Origin of the sequence: Dyella sp. (genome assembly GCF_035503745.1) — a bacterium.
Classification (GTDB): Bacteria; Pseudomonadota; Gammaproteobacteria; order Xanthomonadales; family Rhodanobacteraceae; genus Dyella_B.
Window position 1 is genome coordinate 1 of sequence record NZ_DATJTC010000041.1, and the last position, 19358, is coordinate 19358.

Below are 19358 nucleotides of genomic sequence, written 5' to 3' on the forward strand. Positions count from 1 at the left end.
GAAGTGAAACGCAGCTGCGCCGATGGTAGTGTGCACTTGCATGCAAGAGTAGGTCACCGCCAGGGGCTTTATCCTTCAAACGCCTTCCCTCACCGGAAGGCGTTTGGCTTTAGGGGCCCGGCAAAAGGCCCCGCCCGCCGGCCCGCGCAGACACGCACCCCAAGCACCGCCGCCGCCCAGCCGCACTACCGGCACCCCCTTATCGCCTATCATGCAGCTTCGGATCGGCTACTAAAGAAGCCATAGCCGAGGCGTTAATAAGGTCGCGATAAACGCAAGCCCTCGCACGATTTGTGCGTGCCGTATCGAACGGGCCATAAGGAATCCCCACCCCCGCAGATAAGACTCCGCGCGCTGGATCAGCTCGGAAATGCGCGATCGAGCCACCCTGGGACCGGGATGCCTTTCTCTCTCAAGAAAGCTGGATTGAACAGTTTTGCCTGATAACGCGTGCCCGCATCGCTGAGGACGGTGACAATGGTGTGCCCCGGTCCTAATGCCTTCGCCAGTCGAATGGCACCGGCCAGATTCACGCCGCTGGACCCACCCACGCACCACCCCTCTTCGCGTAGCAGCTCATGTAAGAGCGGAACCGACTCCTGATCGGGGATCGACCAGGCCAGATCGATGGGCGCATCCTGAAAATTCGCGGTGACGCGGCTTGAGCCGATGCCTTCGCTGATGGAACTGCCTTCGGCGACCAGCTCGCCGTGGTTGATGTAGTTGGCGAGCGCGGACCCGGCCGGATCGGAAAGCGCGATCTGTACTGCCGGCTTGCGCGACTTCAACGCGCGACCTACGCCTGCAAGGGTTCCCCCGGTCCCTGCGGAACAGACGAAGCCATCGACACGGCCGGAGGTCTGTTCCCAGATCTCGGCAGCCGTGGTCGCCTCATGCCAGTCGCGATTGGCCGTGTTGTCGAATTGATTGCCGAACCAGGCGCTGCCGGGGGCGGCTTCGTTCAGGCTCTCGCCGTACGCCCGCGCCAGATGCACGTAATGGCGCGGATCCTTGAATGGTACGGCCGGAACCAGGCGAACCTCGGCCCCGGCGACGCGCAGCGCGTCGATTTTTTCGCGGCTTTGCGTGTCGGGCATGAAAATGACTGCGCGGTACCCCCGACTGGCGCCAATCAGGGCCAGGCCTATACCGGTGTTTCCCGCCGTGCCCTCCACGATGGTGCCGCCGGGGCGCAATAGCCCCCTTTTTTCCGCATCGACGATCAATCCAAGCGCCGTGCGGTCCTTGATCGATCCCCCTGGATTGAGAAATTCCGCCTTGCCAAGGATCTCGCAGCCGGTCAGCGCCGAGGCCTGGCGCAGGCGCAGGAGGGGGGTATGGCCGACGGCGGTGGATAGATCGGGTATGGCGCTCATGTGCGGGAGGGTCGGATTCAGGGGGCGGCGAAAGGTTAGCGCCAGGTGCGGTAGCCTGCCATCTAAGCCGCCGGAACGGTTGTCCGGGCATATGGTCATTTCCCATAAGCCAGCGATCTTCGGTCATTTCGAGGTGTTTTTACGTTTAGACGTCTAAACGTCCATTGACCGAAAAAAAGCGCATCTGTATAGTCGATTCCACTCATCGAGACCGGCTGAGGGACAGGCCCTTTGAAGCCGGGGCAACCTGCAGAATCGACCCTGCAACGGTGCCAACTCCTGCGGGGCGCTACGGCGCCGACCGGTAGATGGGATGTCGTCAACCACGCGCAGCGTGGTGGGTTTGACGGCAACTCCTCGCAGGTTCTCCGCAGGGCGATGCAATCGGAGAACCAAGATGCCGCACCTCGCCAATTCCACTTCCGAAGAGCGTCATACCGCCGTGGTCGTGCCATTGCACGCACGCACCGCGCTTACCGAGCAGCGCAGCAGCCGTCGCTTGAGCCTGCAGCCAAAGTACGGTCATGGCGCCGGCACGGTTAACGTGCGTTACCAGTGGGTAGGTGCGGCCGATGCGCCCACGGTGATCGTGCAGGGCGGCATTTCCGCGGATCGCTTCGTCGCGCAGACAGAACAGGGCGATGCCGGCTGGTGGTCGGAGCTGGTGGGCAATGGCCAAGCCATCGATCTGACGCAGTGCCGCGTGCTGAGCATCGATTGGTTGACGCCGGCCGATTTCGAACATGCACCGCGCGCTATCTCCAGTGAAGACCAGGCCAATGCGCTGGCCGCGCTCGTCGATGCGCTTGGCATCGGCCGTGTCGCAGCGTTCGTCGGCTCGTCCTACGGTGCGATGGTGGCGTTGGCGTATGCCGCGCGCCATGCCGACAAAGTCGACAAGCTCGTCCTGCTTGCCGGAGCGCATCGCGCCCATCCGCTGTCGACCGCGCAGCGTGCCATCCAGCGTCAGATCCTTCGCCTTGGCCAGTCATCCGGACAGGTCGAGCAGGCGTTGTCGCTTGCACGCCAATTGGCAATGACTACCTATCGCGGCAGCGAGGAATTTGCGCGCCGCTTTACCAGCACGCCGGATTACCGCGAGGGCCGATTCCACTTTCCCGTGGAAGATTATCTTGAGCACGCCGGTCACCGCTTCGTGCAGCGCTTTGATCTTGAGCGTTTCCTGGCGTTGTCGGAGTCGATCGATTTGCACGACGTGGCGCCCGAAGCGGTCAACGTTCCCGCCACGTTGATCGGCTTTCCTTCCGATCGTCTGGTGCCGCTGGCCGACCTGTGCGAGCTGCAGCGCCGCCTGCGCGGCGCGGCGACCCTGGAAGTGATCGACTCCCCGTATGGGCACGATGCCTTTCTGAAAGAAACCCAGCAATTGGCGCCACTGCTGCGCCAAGTCATTCCCAGCCGTTGTGGAGCCTGAATCATGTGTGCCGACGTTGTGAATCAAACCGCTGCCAGCACACGCGCCGTGCGCGCGGGCATTGAATCGGATACGCAGCACGGCGCGGTGGTGCCGGCGCTGCATTTGTCGACCAACTACAGCTTCAACGGCTTGGGCGGCAAGCGCGCCTACGACTACTCGCGCAGCGGCAATCCCACTCGTGATTTGCTCGGCAATGCACTGGCCGAACTGGAGCAGGGCGCCGGCGGCGTAATCACGGCCAGCGGCATGGCTGCCGTGGCGGTCGCGCTTGAACTGGTGCCGGCCGGCTCGACCCTTCTCGCCGCGCACGACTGCTATGGCGGTACGTGGCGCCTGCTGGATGCGTGGGCAAAGAAGGGGCGCTTCACAGTGCGCTTCATCGATCTCACCGACAGTCATGCGCTCGCCGAAGGTCTGGCTGAAAAGCCTTCGCTGGTATGGGTGGAAACGCCGTCGAACCCGCTGCTGCGGATCACCGACATCCGCCATGTCGCGCAGGCCGCGCACGCGGTGGGCGCGCTGGTGGTGGTGGACAACACCTTTCTTTCGCCCGCGTTGCAGCAACCGTTGACCCTGGGTGCCGATGTGGTCGTGCATTCCACCACCAAGTACATCAATGGGCATAGCGATGTGGTCGGCGGCGCGGTGGTGGCGCGCGACGCGGCTGTGTTCGAGCAGCTCAAATGGTGGGCCAACTGCAATGGCCTTACCGGGGCGCCGTTCGACAGCTTCCTGACCCTGCGCGGTCTGCGCACGCTTGGTGTGCGGTTGCGCCAGCATCAGGAAAACGCCGAACGCGTCGCACAGCAGCTCGATCGGCACGACGCGGTGCGCAAGGTGTATTACCCGGGGCTGGAGCAGCATGTGGGCCATGCGCTCGCAGCGCGCCAGCAGCAAGGGTTCGGCGCCATGCTGAGCTTTGAATTGCATGGCGACGTCGCACAGATCGAGGCGTTTGTCGATGGCTTGCAGTACTTCTCGCTGGCCGAATCGTTGGGCGGAGTGGAAAGCCTGATCGCGCATCCGGCATCGATGACGCACGCGGCGATGACGCCGCAGGCGCGCCACGCGGCCGGCATTGCCGATACCTTGCTTCGCTTGTCGATTGGCATCGAGGACGGCGGCGATTTGTTGCGCGATCTGGATGCCGCGCTAGGGCGTGCGCAGGCGGTCGACGGAACGTCCAAACGCAGGGTGACCGCATGAGCGCCGTGCTTGCCCAGGCGCACGGCACCCGGGCAGCGCAGGCGGCGAGGCCCGACGTGGCGCTGGTTTTGCTCGGTACGGGCGTCGTCGGCGGCGCGTTTCTCAAGTTGCTCTGTACGCCGGTGGGAAGCCGCTTGCATCTGGTCGGTGCCGCGAACTCGCGCATGCAGCAGACCGAGCCGGCCCAACTTGCCGCGCGCGATCTGCGCGAGCGGCTCAAGCGGGAAGGCGCGGTGCGCGACGACGCAGCCTTGCTGGCCGCATTGGATGGGCATGACGCGGCGGTGAAGGTGGTGGTGGATGCTACCGCCTCGACCGATTTGGCATTGCGCCACGCCCAATGGCTTGCACGCGGCTATCACGTGGTTACCGCCAACAAGTCGCTGGCCGGCGGTCAGCTTTCCGGATGGAGGGCGTTGCAGGCGGCACGTATGGCGGGCGGTCGTTATGGCGATTCGGCAACGGTAGGGGCCGGGTTGCCGGTGCTTTCCACACTGCGTCGGCTTTGCGATTGCGGCGACAGTCTGTTGACGCTGGAGGGTGTGTTTTCCGGGTCGCTGTCGTATCTGTTCAACCAGTATGACGGTAGCCGTCCGTTTTCGGCGCTGCTGCGCGATGCGCGCAAGCTTGGCTACACCGAGCCCGATCCGCGCGCCGATCTTTCTGGCGAAGATGTCGCGCGCAAGTTGCTTATCCTTGCGCGCAACGCGGGTTTCGCGCTCGGCAGCGACGAGGTGTTGGTGGAAAGCCTGGTGCCGGAGAGCCTGCGCGAGATATCCACCGATGCATTCCTGGATCGGCTGGAAGCATTGGACGAGCCACTGGCCGCGTTGCACCAGGCGGCACGCGCCCGCGGCAACGTGTTGCGTTTTCTGGCGCGACTCAATCAGCGTGGCCGGGCAAAAGTCGGTCTGACGGAAGTGCCGCCGACGCATCCGGCCGCGCGTCTTTACGGCACGGATAATCAATTTGCGTTGACCACGACGCGCTATCACACGCAGCCGCTGGTGATTCAAGGCCCGGGTGCCGGTCCGGAAGTGACGGCGCAGGCCCTGTTAGGCGACATATTGTCGTTGCACTGAATCCGAGCGAGGGCACGCATGGCGCGACCCTCGCTTGAAAGGCCGTTACGCGGTTAGTGCGACGAATCGTCCGGATTGCCCAGCGCTTCCTGCTCGGCCGCCTCCACCGACGGCGTGCGCCAGCCGGACTTCACGCCCCACACGTAGAAGAACAGGCCCACCGCGGCCACCAGTGCGAGGTCCCAGCCGTAGGGCACGTAGCCGTGCCCTTTGAACTGCGCGCTTCCGGCCCAGGAGAGCGCCGCGATGGTCGGAAGATAGGCGATGAGCCACCACGCACCGCGCAGCTGCCGGCCGATGTCGTGCCACTGCGCCTTCGCCTGGTAATAGAGATAAACCGGCAGCGCCACGACCATCAGCAGGATGATCTGGCCGGTCAACGGCCAGGTCGCCCAGTACAGCAGCTCGGTGGCCATGATGAAGGCGACGCCGGCGAGTATCGGCAGACCTGCAATGCGCAGCGGGCGATGCATGTTCGGCGCGGTTCTGCGCAAGGTCATCGCGCTCACCGGGCCGGTGAGGTAGGAGATGACCGTGGCCACACCGATCACCGCGGCCAGCGAATCCCAGCCCCGTCCCCAGTAGAGAAAGAAGTAAGCCACGACCAGGTTCACCCACATGGCCGGGCGCGGAACGCCCCACTTCGGATGCAGCCGGCCAAGCACCTTGGGCAGGGTGCCGTTGCGCTCCATGCCATAGAGCATGCGTGCGGTGGTGGCGGTGTAGGTAATGCCGGTTCCGCTCGGGCTGATCACTGCGTCGGCGAACAACAGCACGGCCAGCCACTGCAGCCCGAGGATGACGGCCAGATCGGCGAACGGCGAAGAGAAATCCAGGCCATGCCAGCCCACCTTGGCAAGCATTTCCTGAGGGACGGCGCCGATGTAGGCCAGCTGCAGGATGACGTAGATCACCGCGGCAATGCTGATGGAACCGACCACCGCAAACGGAATGCTGCGGCCAGGATGGCGCGCATCGCCGGCCAGGTTCACCGGGCTCTGGAATCCATTGAAGCTGAAGACGATGCCTGCCGTCGTCACCGCGGTGAGGATGGCGGGAAAGTCGATCGCATGCGCGTCGCCATGGATGCCGACGGAAAAGTTTTCCTTGTGGAAGCCGCTGGCGATCAGCAGCATGCCGGTGGCTGCCGGCACCACCAGCTTGAACGTGGTGATCGCGGTGTTGGAGTGCGCGAACAGCTTCACGCTCCAGAAATTGAGCAGGAAATACACCAGCACCAGCGCGCCGGCGATGGCCAGGCCGGGGAGGGTCAACTCCACCTGGCCATTGCCCAGCGGCGTGGAAAGGCCGTGCGCCCATGCCCATGGCCAGTGGTGCATGTATTGCACCGACGCCACCGCCTCCACCGGGATCACCGAAACGATGGCGATCCAGTTGGCCCATGCGCCAATGAAGCCTACCAGCGAGCCATGCGAATAGTGGCTGTAGCGCACCATGCCGCCCGATTCGGGAAACATGGCGCCAAGTTCTGCATACGTGAGCGCGATAGTCATGATGATCGCCGCGCCCAGCACCCAGGCCCAGACCGCGCCTGGGCCGGCAAGGCTGGATGCGCGCGCCGCGCCGAACAACCAGCCAGATCCGATGATCGAGCCGAGGCCGGTCATCATCAGGGCGATGGGACCGACTTCGCGATGGATGGAGTTAGAAGACATGCAGATTCCCTGAAATGGAACAAGCCACCCTCAGCGGCATAAGCGGGCGATGATGACAGACCCATACAGGCGATGTAAGCCGGCCGGTGCCCCGGCGTGGCGTATGGCCTTGGCGTCGGCCTGCGATTTTGCTGGTTACAGTACGATATATATCGCTTCATCCCGAATAAGAGATATATACTTGCCCGCATCGTCGCCAAGGACCCCGAGCAATGCCGGCAATCAGCTTCGAATTCTTCCCGCCCAAGACCGATGAGCAGCGTGCCCAGCTGGATCGCACCGCCAAGGAGCTGAAGGCCCTGAAACCCGAATACGTCTCGGTGACCTTCGGCGCCGGCGGCTCCACCCTCAGCTATACCGGCGACACGGTCGCGCGCCTGCACCAGCAGCACGGATTGGAAGTGGCGCCGCATCTTTCCTGCATGGGCGGCACCAAGGCCGAGATCGCCGCATTGCTCGACAGCTACCGGGCCGCTGGATATCGACGCATCGTGGCGTTGCGCGGCGACCTGCCTTCGGGCATGGCCACGCCGGGCGATTTTCGCTACGCCAGCGAACTGGTGCACTTCATCCGCGAACACAGCGGCGATCACTTCCATGTCGAAGTCGCGGCCTACCCCGAAATGCATCCGCAGGCCGAGGACGTGCATGCTGACCTACGTCACTTCAAGGCCAAGGTTGACGCCGGGGCGGACGGTGCGATTACACAGTATTTCTTTAACCCTGACGCGTATTTCCGGTTTGTCGAGGACGTACGCAAGCTTGGCGTGACGGTGCCGATCGTGCCGGGCGTCATGCCGATCTCGCAGTACGCCCAGCTCAAGCGTTTCTCCGATGCCTGCGGCGCGGAAATTCCGCGTTGGATGACCAAGCGCATGCAGGCCTATTACGACGATGTCGAGTCGATCCGCGCGCTGGGCGCCGACGTGGTGGCGCAGCTGTGCCGCCGCCTGCTGGAGGGTGGCGCGCCGGGGCTGCACTTCTACACGCTCAATCGCGCCAAAGCGACGCGCGCGGTACTCGACCAGCTTGGCTGATCGCCCCGGGCCATCGGGCTATGCTTGCCCGATGCGCCTGTTCTTCTTGCTACTGCTTCTGCTCGCCACCGGCGCCGTACGGGCGCAGGACGATATTCATCGCTGCCTGGGGGCCGGTGGCGTGCCGGTATTCACGGACCGGGTCTGTTCGGACATCGACGCCAAACCCGTGGTGCCGCCCGCCCCCACCTCCAGCGTGGCGGTAGCTGCCCCGGGCGGCACGCCCTCGCAGCCACCGGCCGTGCTGTGCGCGGCGGACCTCAAGCAATTGAAGCAGGCGGTGGTCGATGCTTTCGCGGTGCGCAATGCCAACCGTCTTGCCGGCCTGACGCTGTGGGACGGCGACGGGCAGTCCACGGTGGTGGCCGATATCCAGCTGTTCAACCGGCTGATGGCGCATCCGCTGCTCGATGTCGCGGCGAACCCGGCCTCGGCAGGCTCGTCCGATGCGCCCCCGCCGGCGTCGACGGCGCTACCCCGTCCGAGCCCCGCGGACGGCGAAACCTTAATGGTGCGAACCGAGGCCGAGGACGGCAGCGGCGCCGCCCAGGACACCTATTTCGACGTCGTGCACCACGACGGCTGCTTATGGCTGCGTCCGCAAGAGTAAGTATTCCCAGGCGTATGTAGTCCCTAGGCGGTATCATGGGCGGTCCCCACCGGAGAATCCCCCATGACCCAGCAGTACCCCGAATGGATCTGGCAGAACGGCGTCGTCAAACCGTGGAAGGACGCTACCGCACACGTCATGTCGCATGCGCTGCATTACGGCTCGTCGATCTTCGAGGGGATACGCAGCTACGCCACACCGGAGGGTGCGGCGATTTTCCGTTTGACCGATCACCTCAAGCGCCTGTACCAGTCGGCCAAGATCTACGACATGGTGCTGCCTTACACGCAGGATGAACTGGCCACGGCCTGCCGCGACATCGTGCGCAAGAACGGGTTCAGCGCCGCTTACCTGCGCCCCGTGGCGTATCGCGGCCTGGGTGGTTTCGGCCTGTCCGCGCAGACGCCGATCGACGTTGCCGTCGCCACCTGGCCGATGGGTCCTTATCTTGGGCCCGAAGCGCTGGAAGTGGGCATTACCGCGTGCGTGTCAAGCTGGCAGCGTTTTGCGCCCAACACCCTTCCCGCCGGCGCCAAGGCAGGCGGCAATTATCTTTCCGGACAGCTGATCGCGCGCGAGGCGCGCCGGCTCGGCTTTGGCGAAGGTATCGCGCTGGCCTCCAGCGGTTTGTTGAGTGAAGGCGCGGGCGAGAATTTGTTCCTGGTGTTCGATGGCGTGCTGCATACGACGCCAGCGAGCGCCTCCATTCTTGCCGGCATCACGCGCGACACGATCAAGGTGCTGGCGCGCGAAGACGGCATCGACGTAGTTGAGCGCGACATCCCGCGCGAATACCTCTACCTGGCCGATGAAGTGCTGATGTGCGGCACCGCCGCCGAAATCACGCCGATCCGCGAAATCGACGGCAAGCAGGTTGGCAGCGGCAAGGCCGGGCGCGTCACGCGTCGCCTGCAGGAGCTCTACTTCGGCTTGTTTAACGGCAAGACCCAGGACAAGTGGGGCTGGCTGGAACCGGTCTGAGTCGTCGGCTGCGACGTACAAAAAAAGGCGCCGATGGCGCCCTTTTTGTTTTGCTCCTTCTCCCCTTGGGAGGAAGGGCTCCGTACATCAATAACGATAGTGATCGGGCTTGTACGGACCTTCCACCGGCACGCCGATGTAAGCGGCCTGTTCCGGGGTGAGTTTGGTCAGCTTCACGCCGATCTGCTCCAGGTGCAGGCGGGCGACCTCTTCGTCGAGCTTCTTGGGCAGGCGATAGACCGTTTTCTGGTAGCTGTCCTTGTTCGTCCACAGGTCGATCTGCGCCAGCGTCTGGTTGGAGAAGCTGTTGGACATCACGAAGCTCGGATGGCCATGCGCGCAGCCCAGGTTCACCAGGCGGCCTTCGGCCAGCATGTAGATGCTGCGGCCCGTCTTGAAAGTGTAGCGATCCACCTGCGGCTTGATGTTTTCGCGCGTCACGTCCTTGGCGGCGTTCAGGCGATCGATCTGGATCTCGTTGTCGAAGTGGCCGATGTTGCATACCAGCGCGTTGTTCTTCATCGCCGCCATGTGCTCAAGCGTGATGATGTCCTTGTTGCCGGTGGTGGTGACATAGATGTCGCCCACGCCGAGGGTGTCTTCCAGCGTGGTGACCTGGAAACCTTCCATCGCGGCCTGCAGGGCGTTGATCGGATCGATCTCGGTGACGATCACGCGGGCGCCGAAGCCCTTCAGCGAGTGCGCGCAGCCCTTGCCCACGTCGCCGTAGCCGCACACCACGGCCACCTTGCCGGCAACCATCAGGTCGGTCGCGCGCTTGATGCCGTCGGCCAGCGATTCGCGGCAGCCGTAGAGGTTGTCGAACTTGCTCTTGGTGACCGAATCGTTGACGTTGATCGCCGGCACCAGCAGCTTGCCCGCTTCCATCATCTGATACAGGCGATGCACGCCGGTGGTGGTTTCCTCCGACACGCCCTTCCATTCGCAAGCGACTTTCTTCCAGAAGCCGGGGCGCTCCTTGGCGGTGCGCTTGAGCAGATCCTTGATGACCTGTTCTTCATGGTTGCCGCTGGGTGTGTTGACCCAGTCGTCGCCGTTTTCCATGTCCACGCCCTTGTGGATCAGCAGCGTCGCGTCGCCGCCGTCGTCCACGATCAGCTCGGGGCCCTTCATGCCCGGGTGGGTGAGCATGTCGAGCGTGCAGTCCCAATATTCTTCCAGCGTCTCGCCTTTCCATGCGAAGACGGGAATGCCGGCGGCGGCAACCGCCGCGGCGCAGTCGTCCTGGGTGGAGAAGATGTTGCACGAGGCCCAGCGTACCGAGGCGCCGAGCGCGGACAGCGTCTCGATCAGTACCGCTGTTTCCTTGGTCATGTGCAGCGAGCCGGACAGGCGCACGCCCTTGAGCGGTTTGGTCTGGGCGTAGCGCGCGCGGATCTGCATCAGGCCGGGCATTTCTTCCTCGGCCATGCGGATGCGGCGGCGGCCCAGGTCGGCCAGCGCGATGTCGCGGACCTTGTAGTCGTGCGTGGTGTCTTTCGTGACAGCATTCATTGAGGATGTCTCCGGGTCTCATGGGGGGAATCCGGCATCGAAGCCGGATCGACGCGAGAACTTCGCATCATGAGCGCCGTTGCAGTCGAAGCATCCACCGAGCCTGGCTGTCTTGGTATGGCGTCTGCACGCTTCAGGTGCAGGCGCTTGCGGAAGGATCCGCGTCCAATGCAGTCGCAGCGCCCCTCGGGGAAGGCCCCCATTCTAGCCTCAGAACCGTGCTTATGACGACTTGGAACGGGCAGATCTTCCCAAATTGGGTAGGCTAGGGGGTCCACGCTCGGAGGCCCCATGGAAGCCAGTCGCGACCCAGAATTTCTTCCCCACGATGGCCCGCTGCGCGAGGACGTGCATCGATTGGGCGCGATGGTGGGCCGCATGCTGGCCGAACAGGAGGGCAGGGGCTTCTTCGAGCGGGTCGAGCACGTGCGCACCGCCTCGATCCGGCGGCGGCGCGAGGGACGCGCGGTCGACGACCTGGCCCAGTCGCTGGCCGGATTGGACGCAAAAGTCGCCCAGGCGCTGGCGCGCGCGTTCGCGGCTTACTTCCAGGCAGTCAACACGGCCGAGCGCGTGCATCGCATCCGCCGCCGGCGCGACTATCAACGCGAGGGCAGCGCGCCGCAACCCGAATCGCTGCTGGACGTGCTGCAAAAACTGAAAGAACAAGGCGTCGGCGCGGACGAACTGCTGCAATGGCTGTACAAGCTCAAGGTGGAGCCGGTGTTCACCGCGCATCCCACCGAAGCCATCCGTCGCTCGCTGCTGGAAAAGGAGCAGGCGATCGTGCGCGCCCTGGTCGACAACTTCGATCCCACGCGTACGCCGCAGGAATGCAAGGAAGACGACGATCGCATCTACATGGCCTTGTCCGCCGGCTGGCAAACCGCCGAGGCTTCGCCTGTCCGCCCCAGTGTGCAGGACGAGCATCATCACGTCGGGTTTTACCTGGCCAATCCGATTTATCGCATCGTGCCGGCGTTCTACGAAGCGCTGGCCGATGCATTGCAGGACGTCTACGGCGTGGCTGTGCCTTTGCCGCGCTTGCTGAGTTTCGCTACCTGGGTGGGCGGTGACATGGATGGCAATCCCAACGTGGGTGCCGAGACCATCGCCAACAGCCTGGCCACCCAGCGTGCGCACGTGCTGGAACACTACATCGCGGACATCGACGGTCTGGCGCGACTGTTGAGCCAAACCGACGATTGGATCGATTTCGACCCCTCGCTGCTCGAACGCCTGGCCGCGTATCGGGAACAGTTTCCGCGCGCCGCCGCGGCCATTCGTCCGCGCCACGCGGACATGCCTTATCGTTGCCTGCTGACGTTGATCCGAGCGCGACTGGAACAGACGCTTGAAGACGGCCACCCGGAAGGCTATGCGACAGCCGGCGAATTGCTCGACGATCTGCTGCTGATCGTGCACGGTTTGATCGATCATCGCGGCTTGAATGCGGGCGCTTACGCAGTACGCCGCCTGATCTGGCGCGTGCGCACCTTCGGATTTCATCTTGCGCGCCTGGATGTGCGCCAGGATTCGCGCGTGCACGACGATGCGCTGGCTGCCCTGCTGGGCGACGAAGGCTGGACGCGGCGCACGCCATCCGAACGTGTGGGCAGGCTTCGTCCCTTGGCCAGCGGCGAGGAGGCGTTGAAGCACAACGACGACGCGCAGGCGGAATCGCTGCGTGCGGTATTTGCGACCTTGCACGCATCGCGTGGCCGCTATGGCACGGATGCAATCGGTTTGTACATCATCAGCATGGCGCGCTCGGCCGCCGATGTGCTGGCGGTGCTGGCGCTCGCCCGCTACGGTGAGTTTGTCGAGGCATCCAGGGAGGGCGCCGGGCACGGCACGCATGTGCCGCTCGACATCGCGCCGCTGTTCGAAACCGTCGACGATCTGCAGAACGCGCCCGGCACGTTGCGCGCGTTGTTGGATGATCCGGTTTATCGCGCCCATCTGCGCGCGCGCGGCGATCGGCAATGGGTGATGCTCGGCTATTCCGACAGCGGCAAGGACGGCGGCACGCTTGCCTCGCGCTGGGGCTTGCAGCGCGCCCAGATGGAATTGCTCGACGTGGCGCACCAGGCCGGCATCCACCTGGCGTTTTTTCATGGTCGTGGCGGTTCGGCCAGTCGCGGCGGCGCGCGCATCACGCCGGCTTTGATGTCCTCGCCGCGCGGATCGGTAGGCGGTGTGTTGCGCGTTACCGAGCAGGGCGAGGTGATTCATCGCAAATACGGTATCCGCGCGTTGGCGCTGCGCAATCTGGAGCAAACGGTCGGCGCGGTGCTGCGCTCCAGCCTGCGTCCGCGCGAGGATGCGCCGCACGAAGTGCAGTGGCGAGGGCTGATGACCGAATTGGCCGCCAACAGTCGGCGCGCTTATCGTCAGCTGGTCGATCGCGAAGGGTTCGTGGACTACTTCCGCTCCGCCACGCCCATCGACGTGATCGAGCAGATGGCGCTGGGCTCGCGTCCTTCGCGCCGTCGCAGCATGCGCGGCGTGGAAGACCTGCGCGCCATTCCATGGGTGTTTGCCTGGACGCAGTGTCGTTCCATCATCACCGGCTGGTACGGTTTGGGCACCGCACTTGAGCAAGCTTGCGCGCAATGTGGCGAGAAGACCTTGCAGGACATGGCACAGGATTGGCCTTTTTTTGAAAATGTCCTCAACGACGTGGAAATGGTGCTCGCCAAGTGCGACCTGGATATCGCCGAAGCTTTTTCAAGGCTGTCAGGCCCGCTGCATGACACCTTCTTCGCGATGATCAAATCCGAATTCGATCGCACGCGCCACTGGGTGTTGCGGCTGAAGAACAGTCAGGAGCTTTTGCGCGACGATCCACGGCTGTCGATTTCGATACGCTTGCGCAATCCGTACGTCGATCCGATGAGTTTGCTGCAGGTGGATCTTCTGCAGCGATGGCGCGCGGCCGATCGCCATGACGAGCATGTGTTGCGTGCACTGGTGGCGTGCGTCAACGGCGTGGCGCAAGGTTTGCAAAATACAGGCTGAGCCACGCCCTGTGCGCCACTGGATATGGCGGCCGTCCTCGGGCGCTATCGGTTTCGGGTGCTCGCGGCTTTAACGTAATGGCTTACGGTGTTATTCGTGCTTTCGATGAAATTGCGGGCCGCAGCGGATGAAATCCGGTGATTCTTCGCCGCGTCGACAATCCTGACAATTTGTTTATCCCAGACGGACGTTGCTTCCTTGGGCCAGGAGGTCGCGGAGCTGCCGCCGGGCTGGTTTTTCATGAATGAATCGTAGGTTTTATAAAGGCCTTTGATAAAATTGCCGGCAGCGGTCGATGACATTTGGTGCTTCTTCGCCGCATCGACGGCCCTGACAATGCCTTTGTCCAAGGCCGATCGGGCGTCCTTGGGCGTAAAGGACGCCATGCCGTCCGCGGAGGCGTTGGGCGAGGTTACGCTGCTGGGAGCGATGCGTCCGCCGGGTGTTTGCAAGGCTGCTTCTGACATGGGGCCTGGCAACGAAGAAGCATTTGGGTGAGTGGCGCCGATGCGCATAGTGAACCTGCCGTTTAGGGTGGTGAATGAGTCAAGCGCGCTTCACGGCATCTGAGTGAGCTTTCGGTGCATGCAGGATCGCCCGATCGATGAACGCCCGAACGCATCCCGCTAAGCCGGCCGACTTGCGCTGTCAGCGAAAAATCTAGCGAGCCGGCGAGTTGCATGCGCTGTAACTATGTGCGGCTGGAGCGCGGAGGCGGGAACGGCCACCCGCCAAATGGACCATGCAAAGGCTATGGCGCCGGTGCGCTATTCACCCGGCCGGATCAACTCGGAGCAGCATGGGCGGATGCAAATGAACGGCGCTTCCACCCGGCAGTGTGTCAGGAATCGAGCTCCGCCCAGCGCGCGTAGGCGTGGTCCAGTTCCTGTTGCAATTGGGCCAGGGCCTCGTTGGCCTTGAGGATGGCGGCGTTGTCCTGCTGAAAGAACGCCGGATCGTTCATCGTCGCGCTTCGCGCCGCGATGTCCGCTTCCAGCGTTTCGATGCGTGCGGGCAACTGCTCCAGCTCCCGCGCATCCTTGTAGCTGAGTTTGCGTTTTGCCTTCTCGCCGGTCGCCGAAGAAGGTGTGGACGCGGCGGCGGTGCTTGCTTGGGGCGCGGCTTGCGGAGCCTCCGGTGCGGAGCGTTCCACTGGCCTCTGCCGCAGCCAGTCGCTGTAGCCGCCGACGTATTCGCCGACCTGTCCCTGTCCTTCCAGTACCAGCGTGCTGGATACCACGTTGTCGAGAAATTCGCGGTCGTGCGAAACCAGCAGCAAGGAGCCTTTGTAATCGATCAGCAACTCTTCCAGCAGTTCCAGCGTCTCCACGTCCAGATCGTTGGTCGGTTCGTCCATCACCAACAGGTTGGAGGGTTGGGCGAACAGCTTCGCCAGCAGCAGGCGATTGCGCTCGCCGCCGGATAGCCGCGTGATCGGCGCGCGTGCGCGTTCGGGCGAGAACAGGAAATCCTGCAGATAGCCGATGATATGTTTGCGCTGGCCGTTCAGCTCAATGTACTCGCGCCCTTGGGCCACATTGTCCAGCGCGTTCAGGGTGTCGTTGAGTTGTGCGCGGTGCTGGTCGAAATAGGCAATTTGCAGGCCCGTGCCCAGCGCCGCCTCGCCGCCTTGCGGCGTCAGCTGCCCCAGCAGGATTTTCAGCAGCGTGCTTTTGCCCGCGCCGTTGGGGCCGATGATGCCCACGCGGTCGCCGCGCATGATCGTGGTGCTGAGATCGCCAATCAGCACCCGGCCGTCGTAGGCCTGGTGCACGTGCTTGAGCTCGATCACCTTTTTGCCGGAGGCCTGCGCGCTGGCCAGCGCCATTTTTGCGTTGCCGCTCAATTGGCGCCGCTCGGAACGTTCGCGCCGCATGGCTTTCAAGGCGCGGACGCGGCCTTCGTTGCGCGTGCGGCGTGCCTTGATGCCTTGGCGGATCCACACCTCTTCCTGCGCCAGTTTCTTGTCAAACAGCGCGTTGGCCTGCGCCTGCGCATGCAGGCGCTCTTCGCGGCGTCGCAGGTAGTTGTCATAGTCGCCCGGCCAGCTGGTGAGCTGTCCGCGATCGATTTCGACGATGCGCGTGGCGAGCGCACGCAGAAAGCCGCGATCGTGCGTCACGAAGACAATGGCGCCGGCAAATTGCTTGAGAAAACCTTCCAGCCAGCCGATGGCTTCGATATCCAGATGGTTGGTCGGCTCGTCCAGCAGCAGCACGTCGGGCTTGCGTACCAGGGCCTGTGCAAGCAGCACACGGCGCTTCATGCCGCCGGAAAGGGCAGCGAAATCCGTTTCCGAAGGCAGCTCCAGCTTAGTGAGCACGTCACCGACGCGGCGATCCAGATCCCAGCCATGCCGTGCTTCGATCTGGCTTTGCACGTCGCCGAGCGCGTCCAGGTCGCCTTCGGCGAGCAGATGGTGATAACGCGCCAGCAGGTGTCCAAGATCGCCAAGGCCGTCGGCCACGACATCGAACACGCTGCCGGCGGCCGATTGCGGCACTTCCTGGGGCATGCGCGCGACCACCACGCCGCTTTGCACGCGCACTTCGCCATCGTCGGCATGCAGCTCGCCGGCGATGAGTTTCATCAGGGTCGACTTGCCTTCGCCGTTGCGGCCAACGATGCACACGCGCTCGTTCGCCTCGATCGACAGGTCGACGTGTTCGAGCAGGAGGGGGCCGCCGATGCTGAAATCGACGCGTTGAAGCTGGATCAGGGACATGGGTTTATTTTAAGTGATGCGCGAGGGCGTATGAGCTACGCTCGTGAATGGATTGCGCAGCCATCAACAGATTGCGCATCGCGGCCAGAAAAAACGCCCGATTTTGCGAGCGCTTGGTTACACTACGGTGGTACTTGCGGCGGCGCATGGTGAAGGATGCCGCGCTCGCCCGGGTGCGGTTTCTCGCCGGGTCCCCGGACAAACCTCCTTAAAGCAGGATGCTGGCCGCGCCGATAGTACTGGAGCGGATGCGGTGGGCTTTGGCCTGGGCCAGCATTTCTTTAACATAATTGCCCAAAAATAACATAGACTTAGTTGGGTTAATTCAAGTATTGTCTAGCCGCGGCCGGAGTGCCCCAGTGTCGTGGCGTGCAGGATCGTGTTGTCGGGGTGGAGGAGACCGGTTTGGCCATCAAGTCCATAAAGCAAGAAGGGGTGTGGACCCGGCTGCGCAGTCTGCTGGCGGCCGTTGTGCTGGCTGGCCTTTGCGTTTCCTTTGCGGGCATGGCCCGTGCCAGCGATGCGGCGATCGTGATCGACCAGGCCACGGGCCAGGTAATCACCGACGTCAACGCCGATCAACCCAATCATCCGGCCTCGCTGGCCAAGATGATGACTCTCTACATCACCTTCCAGCAGCTGCAGAGCGGCAGGCTCAAGCTCGACCAGCCCTTGCACGTGTCGGCCTGGGCGGCCAGCAAGGCGCCGACCAAGCTCGGCCTGCGGGCAGGGCAGAGCATCACGGTGCTGGACTGCATCCTTGGCATGATCACCAAGTCGGCCAACGATGCCGCCACCGTCGACGCCGAAGGTATCGGCGGTACCGAGGACGCCTTCGCCGACATGATGAACGCCCAGGCCGCGCGCTTGGGGATGACCCACACCCACTTCGCCAACGCATCGGGCCTGCCCGATCCCACCGATACCACCACGGCGCGCGACATGGCCACGCTGGCGATGGCGTTGTATCGCGATTTCCCGCAGTACACCCAGTACTTCGCGACCAAGGAGTTCGTCTTCCGCGGTCGTCTGGTGCGCGGGCACAACCACCTGATGAACCATTACCCGGGCATGGATGGGCTGAAGACCGGCTTCACCAACGTCGCCGGCTATAACCTCGCGTCCACCGCGGTTCGCGATGGCCACCGCCTGTTCGGCGTGGTCCTGGCCGGGCGCACGGCCGGCATTCGCGATCGCCTGATGGCGCGCCTGCTGGACGATGGCTTCAAAGATCGCCAAACGCCCGCCGTGCTGGTCGCGGCGGCCGGCCGCGACAGCAGTGGCACCGCGCGCCGCCTGCTGGCCGCGCTCTCGCCCATTCCCAGCGCCGAAGCCGAGACCGTGGCGTTGACGCCGACACCGGCTGCGGCACGGCATTGCCGCCATTGCCGCAGGCGCAGCAAGCGTGCGGCGTCCGTGGCGCGCACCGGTTGCACTGCCCGCAAGAAGGGAACGGCCGCCTGTCCGCAACCGGTGATGGCCAAGCGCAAGTCTGCCCAGAACGACGAGTAAGTCGTTTGTCCTGCGCCGGACCGGCGTGGTGGCGGTCGGCTCACCACGTCAGCCCGAATCGGATGCTCCCTTCCAGGCCATGGCCCGTATTGCCATGAATGCCGGCCGCGCAGTTCGCCCTGCCTGACAGGCTGACATTTCCGCTCGCTGCCATCGCCGTGCCGGGTTTTCTTGGGTTTTCGCGTGTTATTTGCGCACATCTGATGCGATGCCCAAGCCACTGGAATCGGGATGCCCTGGTCATGGCGCGACGCCGCTAAACGCAAACGGACCGCTTGCGCGGTCCGTTTGGTGGCTTGCTTGCAGCCAGGGAAAACGTTCGGCTTACTTGAGCTTGGCGTCGTCGCGCAACGCATCGGCCTTGTCGGTTTTTTCCCACGAGAACGCCGTGAAGGTTTTGCCGTCCGGACCCTTCACTTCGTACGGAGTGCGGCCAAAGTGGCCGTAGCTGGCGGTCTGCTGGTACATCGGGTGGATGAGGTCCAGCATCTTGATGATGCCGTACGGGCGCAGGTCGAAGTGCTTGCGGATCAGCTTTTCGATCTTCTCGTCGGCGATCTTGCCGGTACCGAAGGTGGTGACCGAGATCGAGGTCGGCTCGGCCACGCCGATGGCATAGCTCACCTGCACTTCGCAGCGGTCGGCGATGCCGGCGGCCACGATGTTCTTGGCCACGTAGCGTGCGGCATAGGCGGCCGAACGATCGACCTTGGACGGATCCTTGCCGGAGAACGCGCCGCCACCATGACGGGCCCAGCCGCCGTAGGTGTCGACGATGATCTTGCGGCCGGTCAGGCCGCAGTCGCCCACCGGACCGCCGATGACGAACTTGCCGGTCGGGTTGATGTGGAACTTGGTGTTCTTGTGCAGCAGCTTGGCCGGCAGCACGGGCTTTAAGATGTGCTCGCGCACGGCTTCGATCAGATCCTTCTGCTTGACGTCCGGACCGTGCTGGGTGGACAGCACCACCGCATCGATCGCGGTCGCTTCGCCGTTTTCATAGCGCAGCGTGACCTGGCTCTTGGCGTCCGGGCGCAGCCACGGCAGCGGGGAGTTCTTTTTCTTGCGGACCTTGGCCTGCTGCTCGACGAGACGGTGCGAGTAGTAGATCGCCGCCGGCATGAAGTCCTTGGTTTCGTTGGTGGCGTAGCCGAACATCAGGCCCTGGTCGCCGGCGCC

At 63.7% G+C, this 19358-nt stretch carries 14 protein-coding genes and 2 riboswitches; of the genes, 8 read left to right on the top strand and 6 right to left on the bottom strand.

Translation table 11 applies throughout. From position 1 onward, the window contains the following. Nucleotides 1-359 precede the first annotated feature (359 nt). On the bottom strand, nt 360-1376 hold the full coding sequence (locus tag VME63_RS15650; protein WP_325434285.1) for a cysteine synthase A: 1017 nt from the start codon (nt 1374-1376) through the stop codon (nt 360-362). A gap of 199 nt (nt 1377-1575) precedes the next feature. Next, nucleotides 1576-1691, top strand: a riboswitch (SAM riboswitch). A gap of 82 nt (nt 1692-1773) precedes the next feature. Here VME63_RS15650 and metX point away from each other — a divergent pair. From metX to VME63_RS15665, 3 genes are read left to right on the top strand one after another with little or no spacing between them, the layout of a single operon-like run. Continuing rightward, entirely contained in the window at nt 1774-2811 is a 1038-nt protein-coding gene (metX, locus tag VME63_RS15655) for a homoserine O-succinyltransferase MetX (RefSeq protein WP_325434286.1), read from the top strand. 3 nt (nt 2812-2814) lie between these two features. Then, nucleotides 2815-4020, top strand: coding sequence for a cystathionine gamma-synthase (gene metB / locus VME63_RS15660; RefSeq protein WP_325434287.1), 1206 nt, complete (start codon nt 2815-2817; stop codon nt 4018-4020). Then, a complete protein-coding gene (locus VME63_RS15665; protein ID WP_325434288.1) occupies nt 4017-5102 on the top strand; it encodes a homoserine dehydrogenase in 1086 nt (361 codons plus the stop codon). Before metB ends, VME63_RS15665 begins: the two co-directional genes overlap by 4 nt. Before the next feature lie 53 nt (nt 5103-5155). Here the strand turns inward: VME63_RS15665 and VME63_RS15670 are convergent, their stop codons facing one another. After that, nucleotides 5156-6778 (bottom strand): APC family permease, encoded by a 1623-nt coding sequence (locus tag VME63_RS15670; RefSeq protein WP_325434289.1) that lies wholly within the window; start codon nt 6776-6778, stop codon nt 5156-5158. A 212-nt stretch (nt 6779-6990) separates the two neighbouring features. Here VME63_RS15670 and metF point away from each other — a divergent pair, with 212 nt between their 5' ends. From metF to VME63_RS15685, 3 genes are all read left to right on the top strand, one after another. Then, nucleotides 6991-7815, top strand: a complete 825-nt coding sequence (gene metF / locus VME63_RS15675) for a methylenetetrahydrofolate reductase [NAD(P)H] (RefSeq protein WP_325434290.1) — start codon at nt 6991-6993, stop codon at nt 7813-7815. A gap of 31 nt (nt 7816-7846) precedes the next feature. Beyond that, nucleotides 7847-8425, top strand: coding sequence for a DUF4124 domain-containing protein (locus tag VME63_RS15680; protein ID WP_325434291.1), 579 nt, complete (start codon nt 7847-7849; stop codon nt 8423-8425). A 63-nt stretch (nt 8426-8488) separates the two neighbouring features. Next, on the top strand, nt 8489-9406 hold the full coding sequence (locus VME63_RS15685; protein ID WP_325434292.1) for a branched-chain amino acid transaminase: 918 nt from the start codon (nt 8489-8491) through the stop codon (nt 9404-9406). Between the two features lie 87 nt (nt 9407-9493). Here the strand turns inward: VME63_RS15685 and ahcY are convergent, their stop codons facing one another. Further along, nucleotides 9494-10921 carry an adenosylhomocysteinase gene (ahcY, locus tag VME63_RS15690; protein WP_325434293.1) on the bottom strand — a complete coding sequence of 476 codons (1428 nt, stop codon included), beginning with the start codon at nt 10919-10921 and terminating at the stop codon, nt 9494-9496. A gap of 64 nt (nt 10922-10985) precedes the next feature. After that, nucleotides 10986-11115, bottom strand: a riboswitch (S-adenosyl-L-homocysteine riboswitch). A 97-nt stretch (nt 11116-11212) separates the two neighbouring features. Between ahcY and ppc the strand changes: the two genes are divergently transcribed. Further along, on the top strand, nt 11213-13942 hold the full coding sequence (ppc, locus tag VME63_RS15695) for a phosphoenolpyruvate carboxylase (protein ID WP_325434294.1): 2730 nt from the start codon (nt 11213-11215) through the stop codon (nt 13940-13942). A gap of 44 nt (nt 13943-13986) precedes the next feature. Here ppc and VME63_RS15700 read toward each other — a convergent pair whose 3' ends face one another. Both VME63_RS15700 and VME63_RS15705 read right to left on the bottom strand, forming a co-directional pair. Then, a complete protein-coding gene (locus VME63_RS15700) occupies nt 13987-14457 on the bottom strand; it encodes a hypothetical protein (protein ID WP_325434295.1) in 471 nt (156 codons plus the stop codon). 326 nt (nt 14458-14783) lie between these two features. After that, entirely contained in the window at nt 14784-16667 is a 1884-nt protein-coding gene (locus VME63_RS15705) for an ATP-binding cassette domain-containing protein (RefSeq protein ID WP_325434296.1), read from the bottom strand. A 405-nt stretch (nt 16668-17072) separates the two neighbouring features. Here VME63_RS15705 and VME63_RS15710 point away from each other — a divergent pair, with 405 nt between their 5' ends. Continuing rightward, on the top strand, nt 17073-18179 hold the full coding sequence (locus VME63_RS15710) for a D-alanyl-D-alanine carboxypeptidase family protein (RefSeq protein ID WP_325434297.1): 1107 nt from the start codon (nt 17073-17075) through the stop codon (nt 18177-18179). 324 nt (nt 18180-18503) lie between these two features. Here the strand turns inward: VME63_RS15710 and metK are convergent. Next, on the bottom strand, nt 18504-19358 hold an 855-nt coding region (gene metK / locus VME63_RS15715; RefSeq protein WP_325434298.1), incomplete at its 5' end, for a methionine adenosyltransferase.

Excerpts from the sequence above, each read along its gene's own strand:
- ahcY (WP_325434293.1), bottom strand. The coding sequence starts at position 10,921 with ATGAATGCTGTCACGAAAGACACCACGCACGACTACAAGGTCCGCGAC.
- VME63_RS15680 (WP_325434291.1), top strand. The coding sequence starts at position 7,847 with ATGCGCCTGTTCTTCTTGCTACTGCTTCTGCTCGCCACCGGCGCCGTA.
- VME63_RS15650 (WP_325434285.1), bottom strand. The coding sequence starts at position 1,376 with ATGAGCGCCATACCCGATCTATCCACCGCCGTCGGCCATACCCCCCTC.
- ppc (WP_325434294.1), top strand. The coding sequence starts at position 11,213 with ATGGAAGCCAGTCGCGACCCAGAATTTCTTCCCCACGATGGCCCGCTG.
- VME63_RS15670 (WP_325434289.1), bottom strand. The coding sequence starts at position 6,778 with ATGTCTTCTAACTCCATCCATCGCGAAGTCGGTCCCATCGCCCTGATG.
- metF (WP_325434290.1), top strand. The coding sequence starts at position 6,991 with ATGCCGGCAATCAGCTTCGAATTCTTCCCGCCCAAGACCGATGAGCAG.
- VME63_RS15705 (WP_325434296.1), bottom strand. The coding sequence starts at position 16,667 with ATGTCCCTGATCCAGCTTCAACGCGTCGATTTCAGCATCGGCGGCCCC.
- VME63_RS15665 (WP_325434288.1), top strand. The coding sequence starts at position 4,017 with ATGAGCGCCGTGCTTGCCCAGGCGCACGGCACCCGGGCAGCGCAGGCG.
- metX (WP_325434286.1), top strand. The coding sequence starts at position 1,774 with ATGCCGCACCTCGCCAATTCCACTTCCGAAGAGCGTCATACCGCCGTG.
- metB (WP_325434287.1), top strand. The coding sequence starts at position 2,815 with ATGTGTGCCGACGTTGTGAATCAAACCGCTGCCAGCACACGCGCCGTG.
- VME63_RS15700 (WP_325434295.1), bottom strand. The coding sequence starts at position 14,457 with ATGCGCATCGGCGCCACTCACCCAAATGCTTCTTCGTTGCCAGGCCCC.
- VME63_RS15685 (WP_325434292.1), top strand. The coding sequence starts at position 8,489 with ATGACCCAGCAGTACCCCGAATGGATCTGGCAGAACGGCGTCGTCAAA.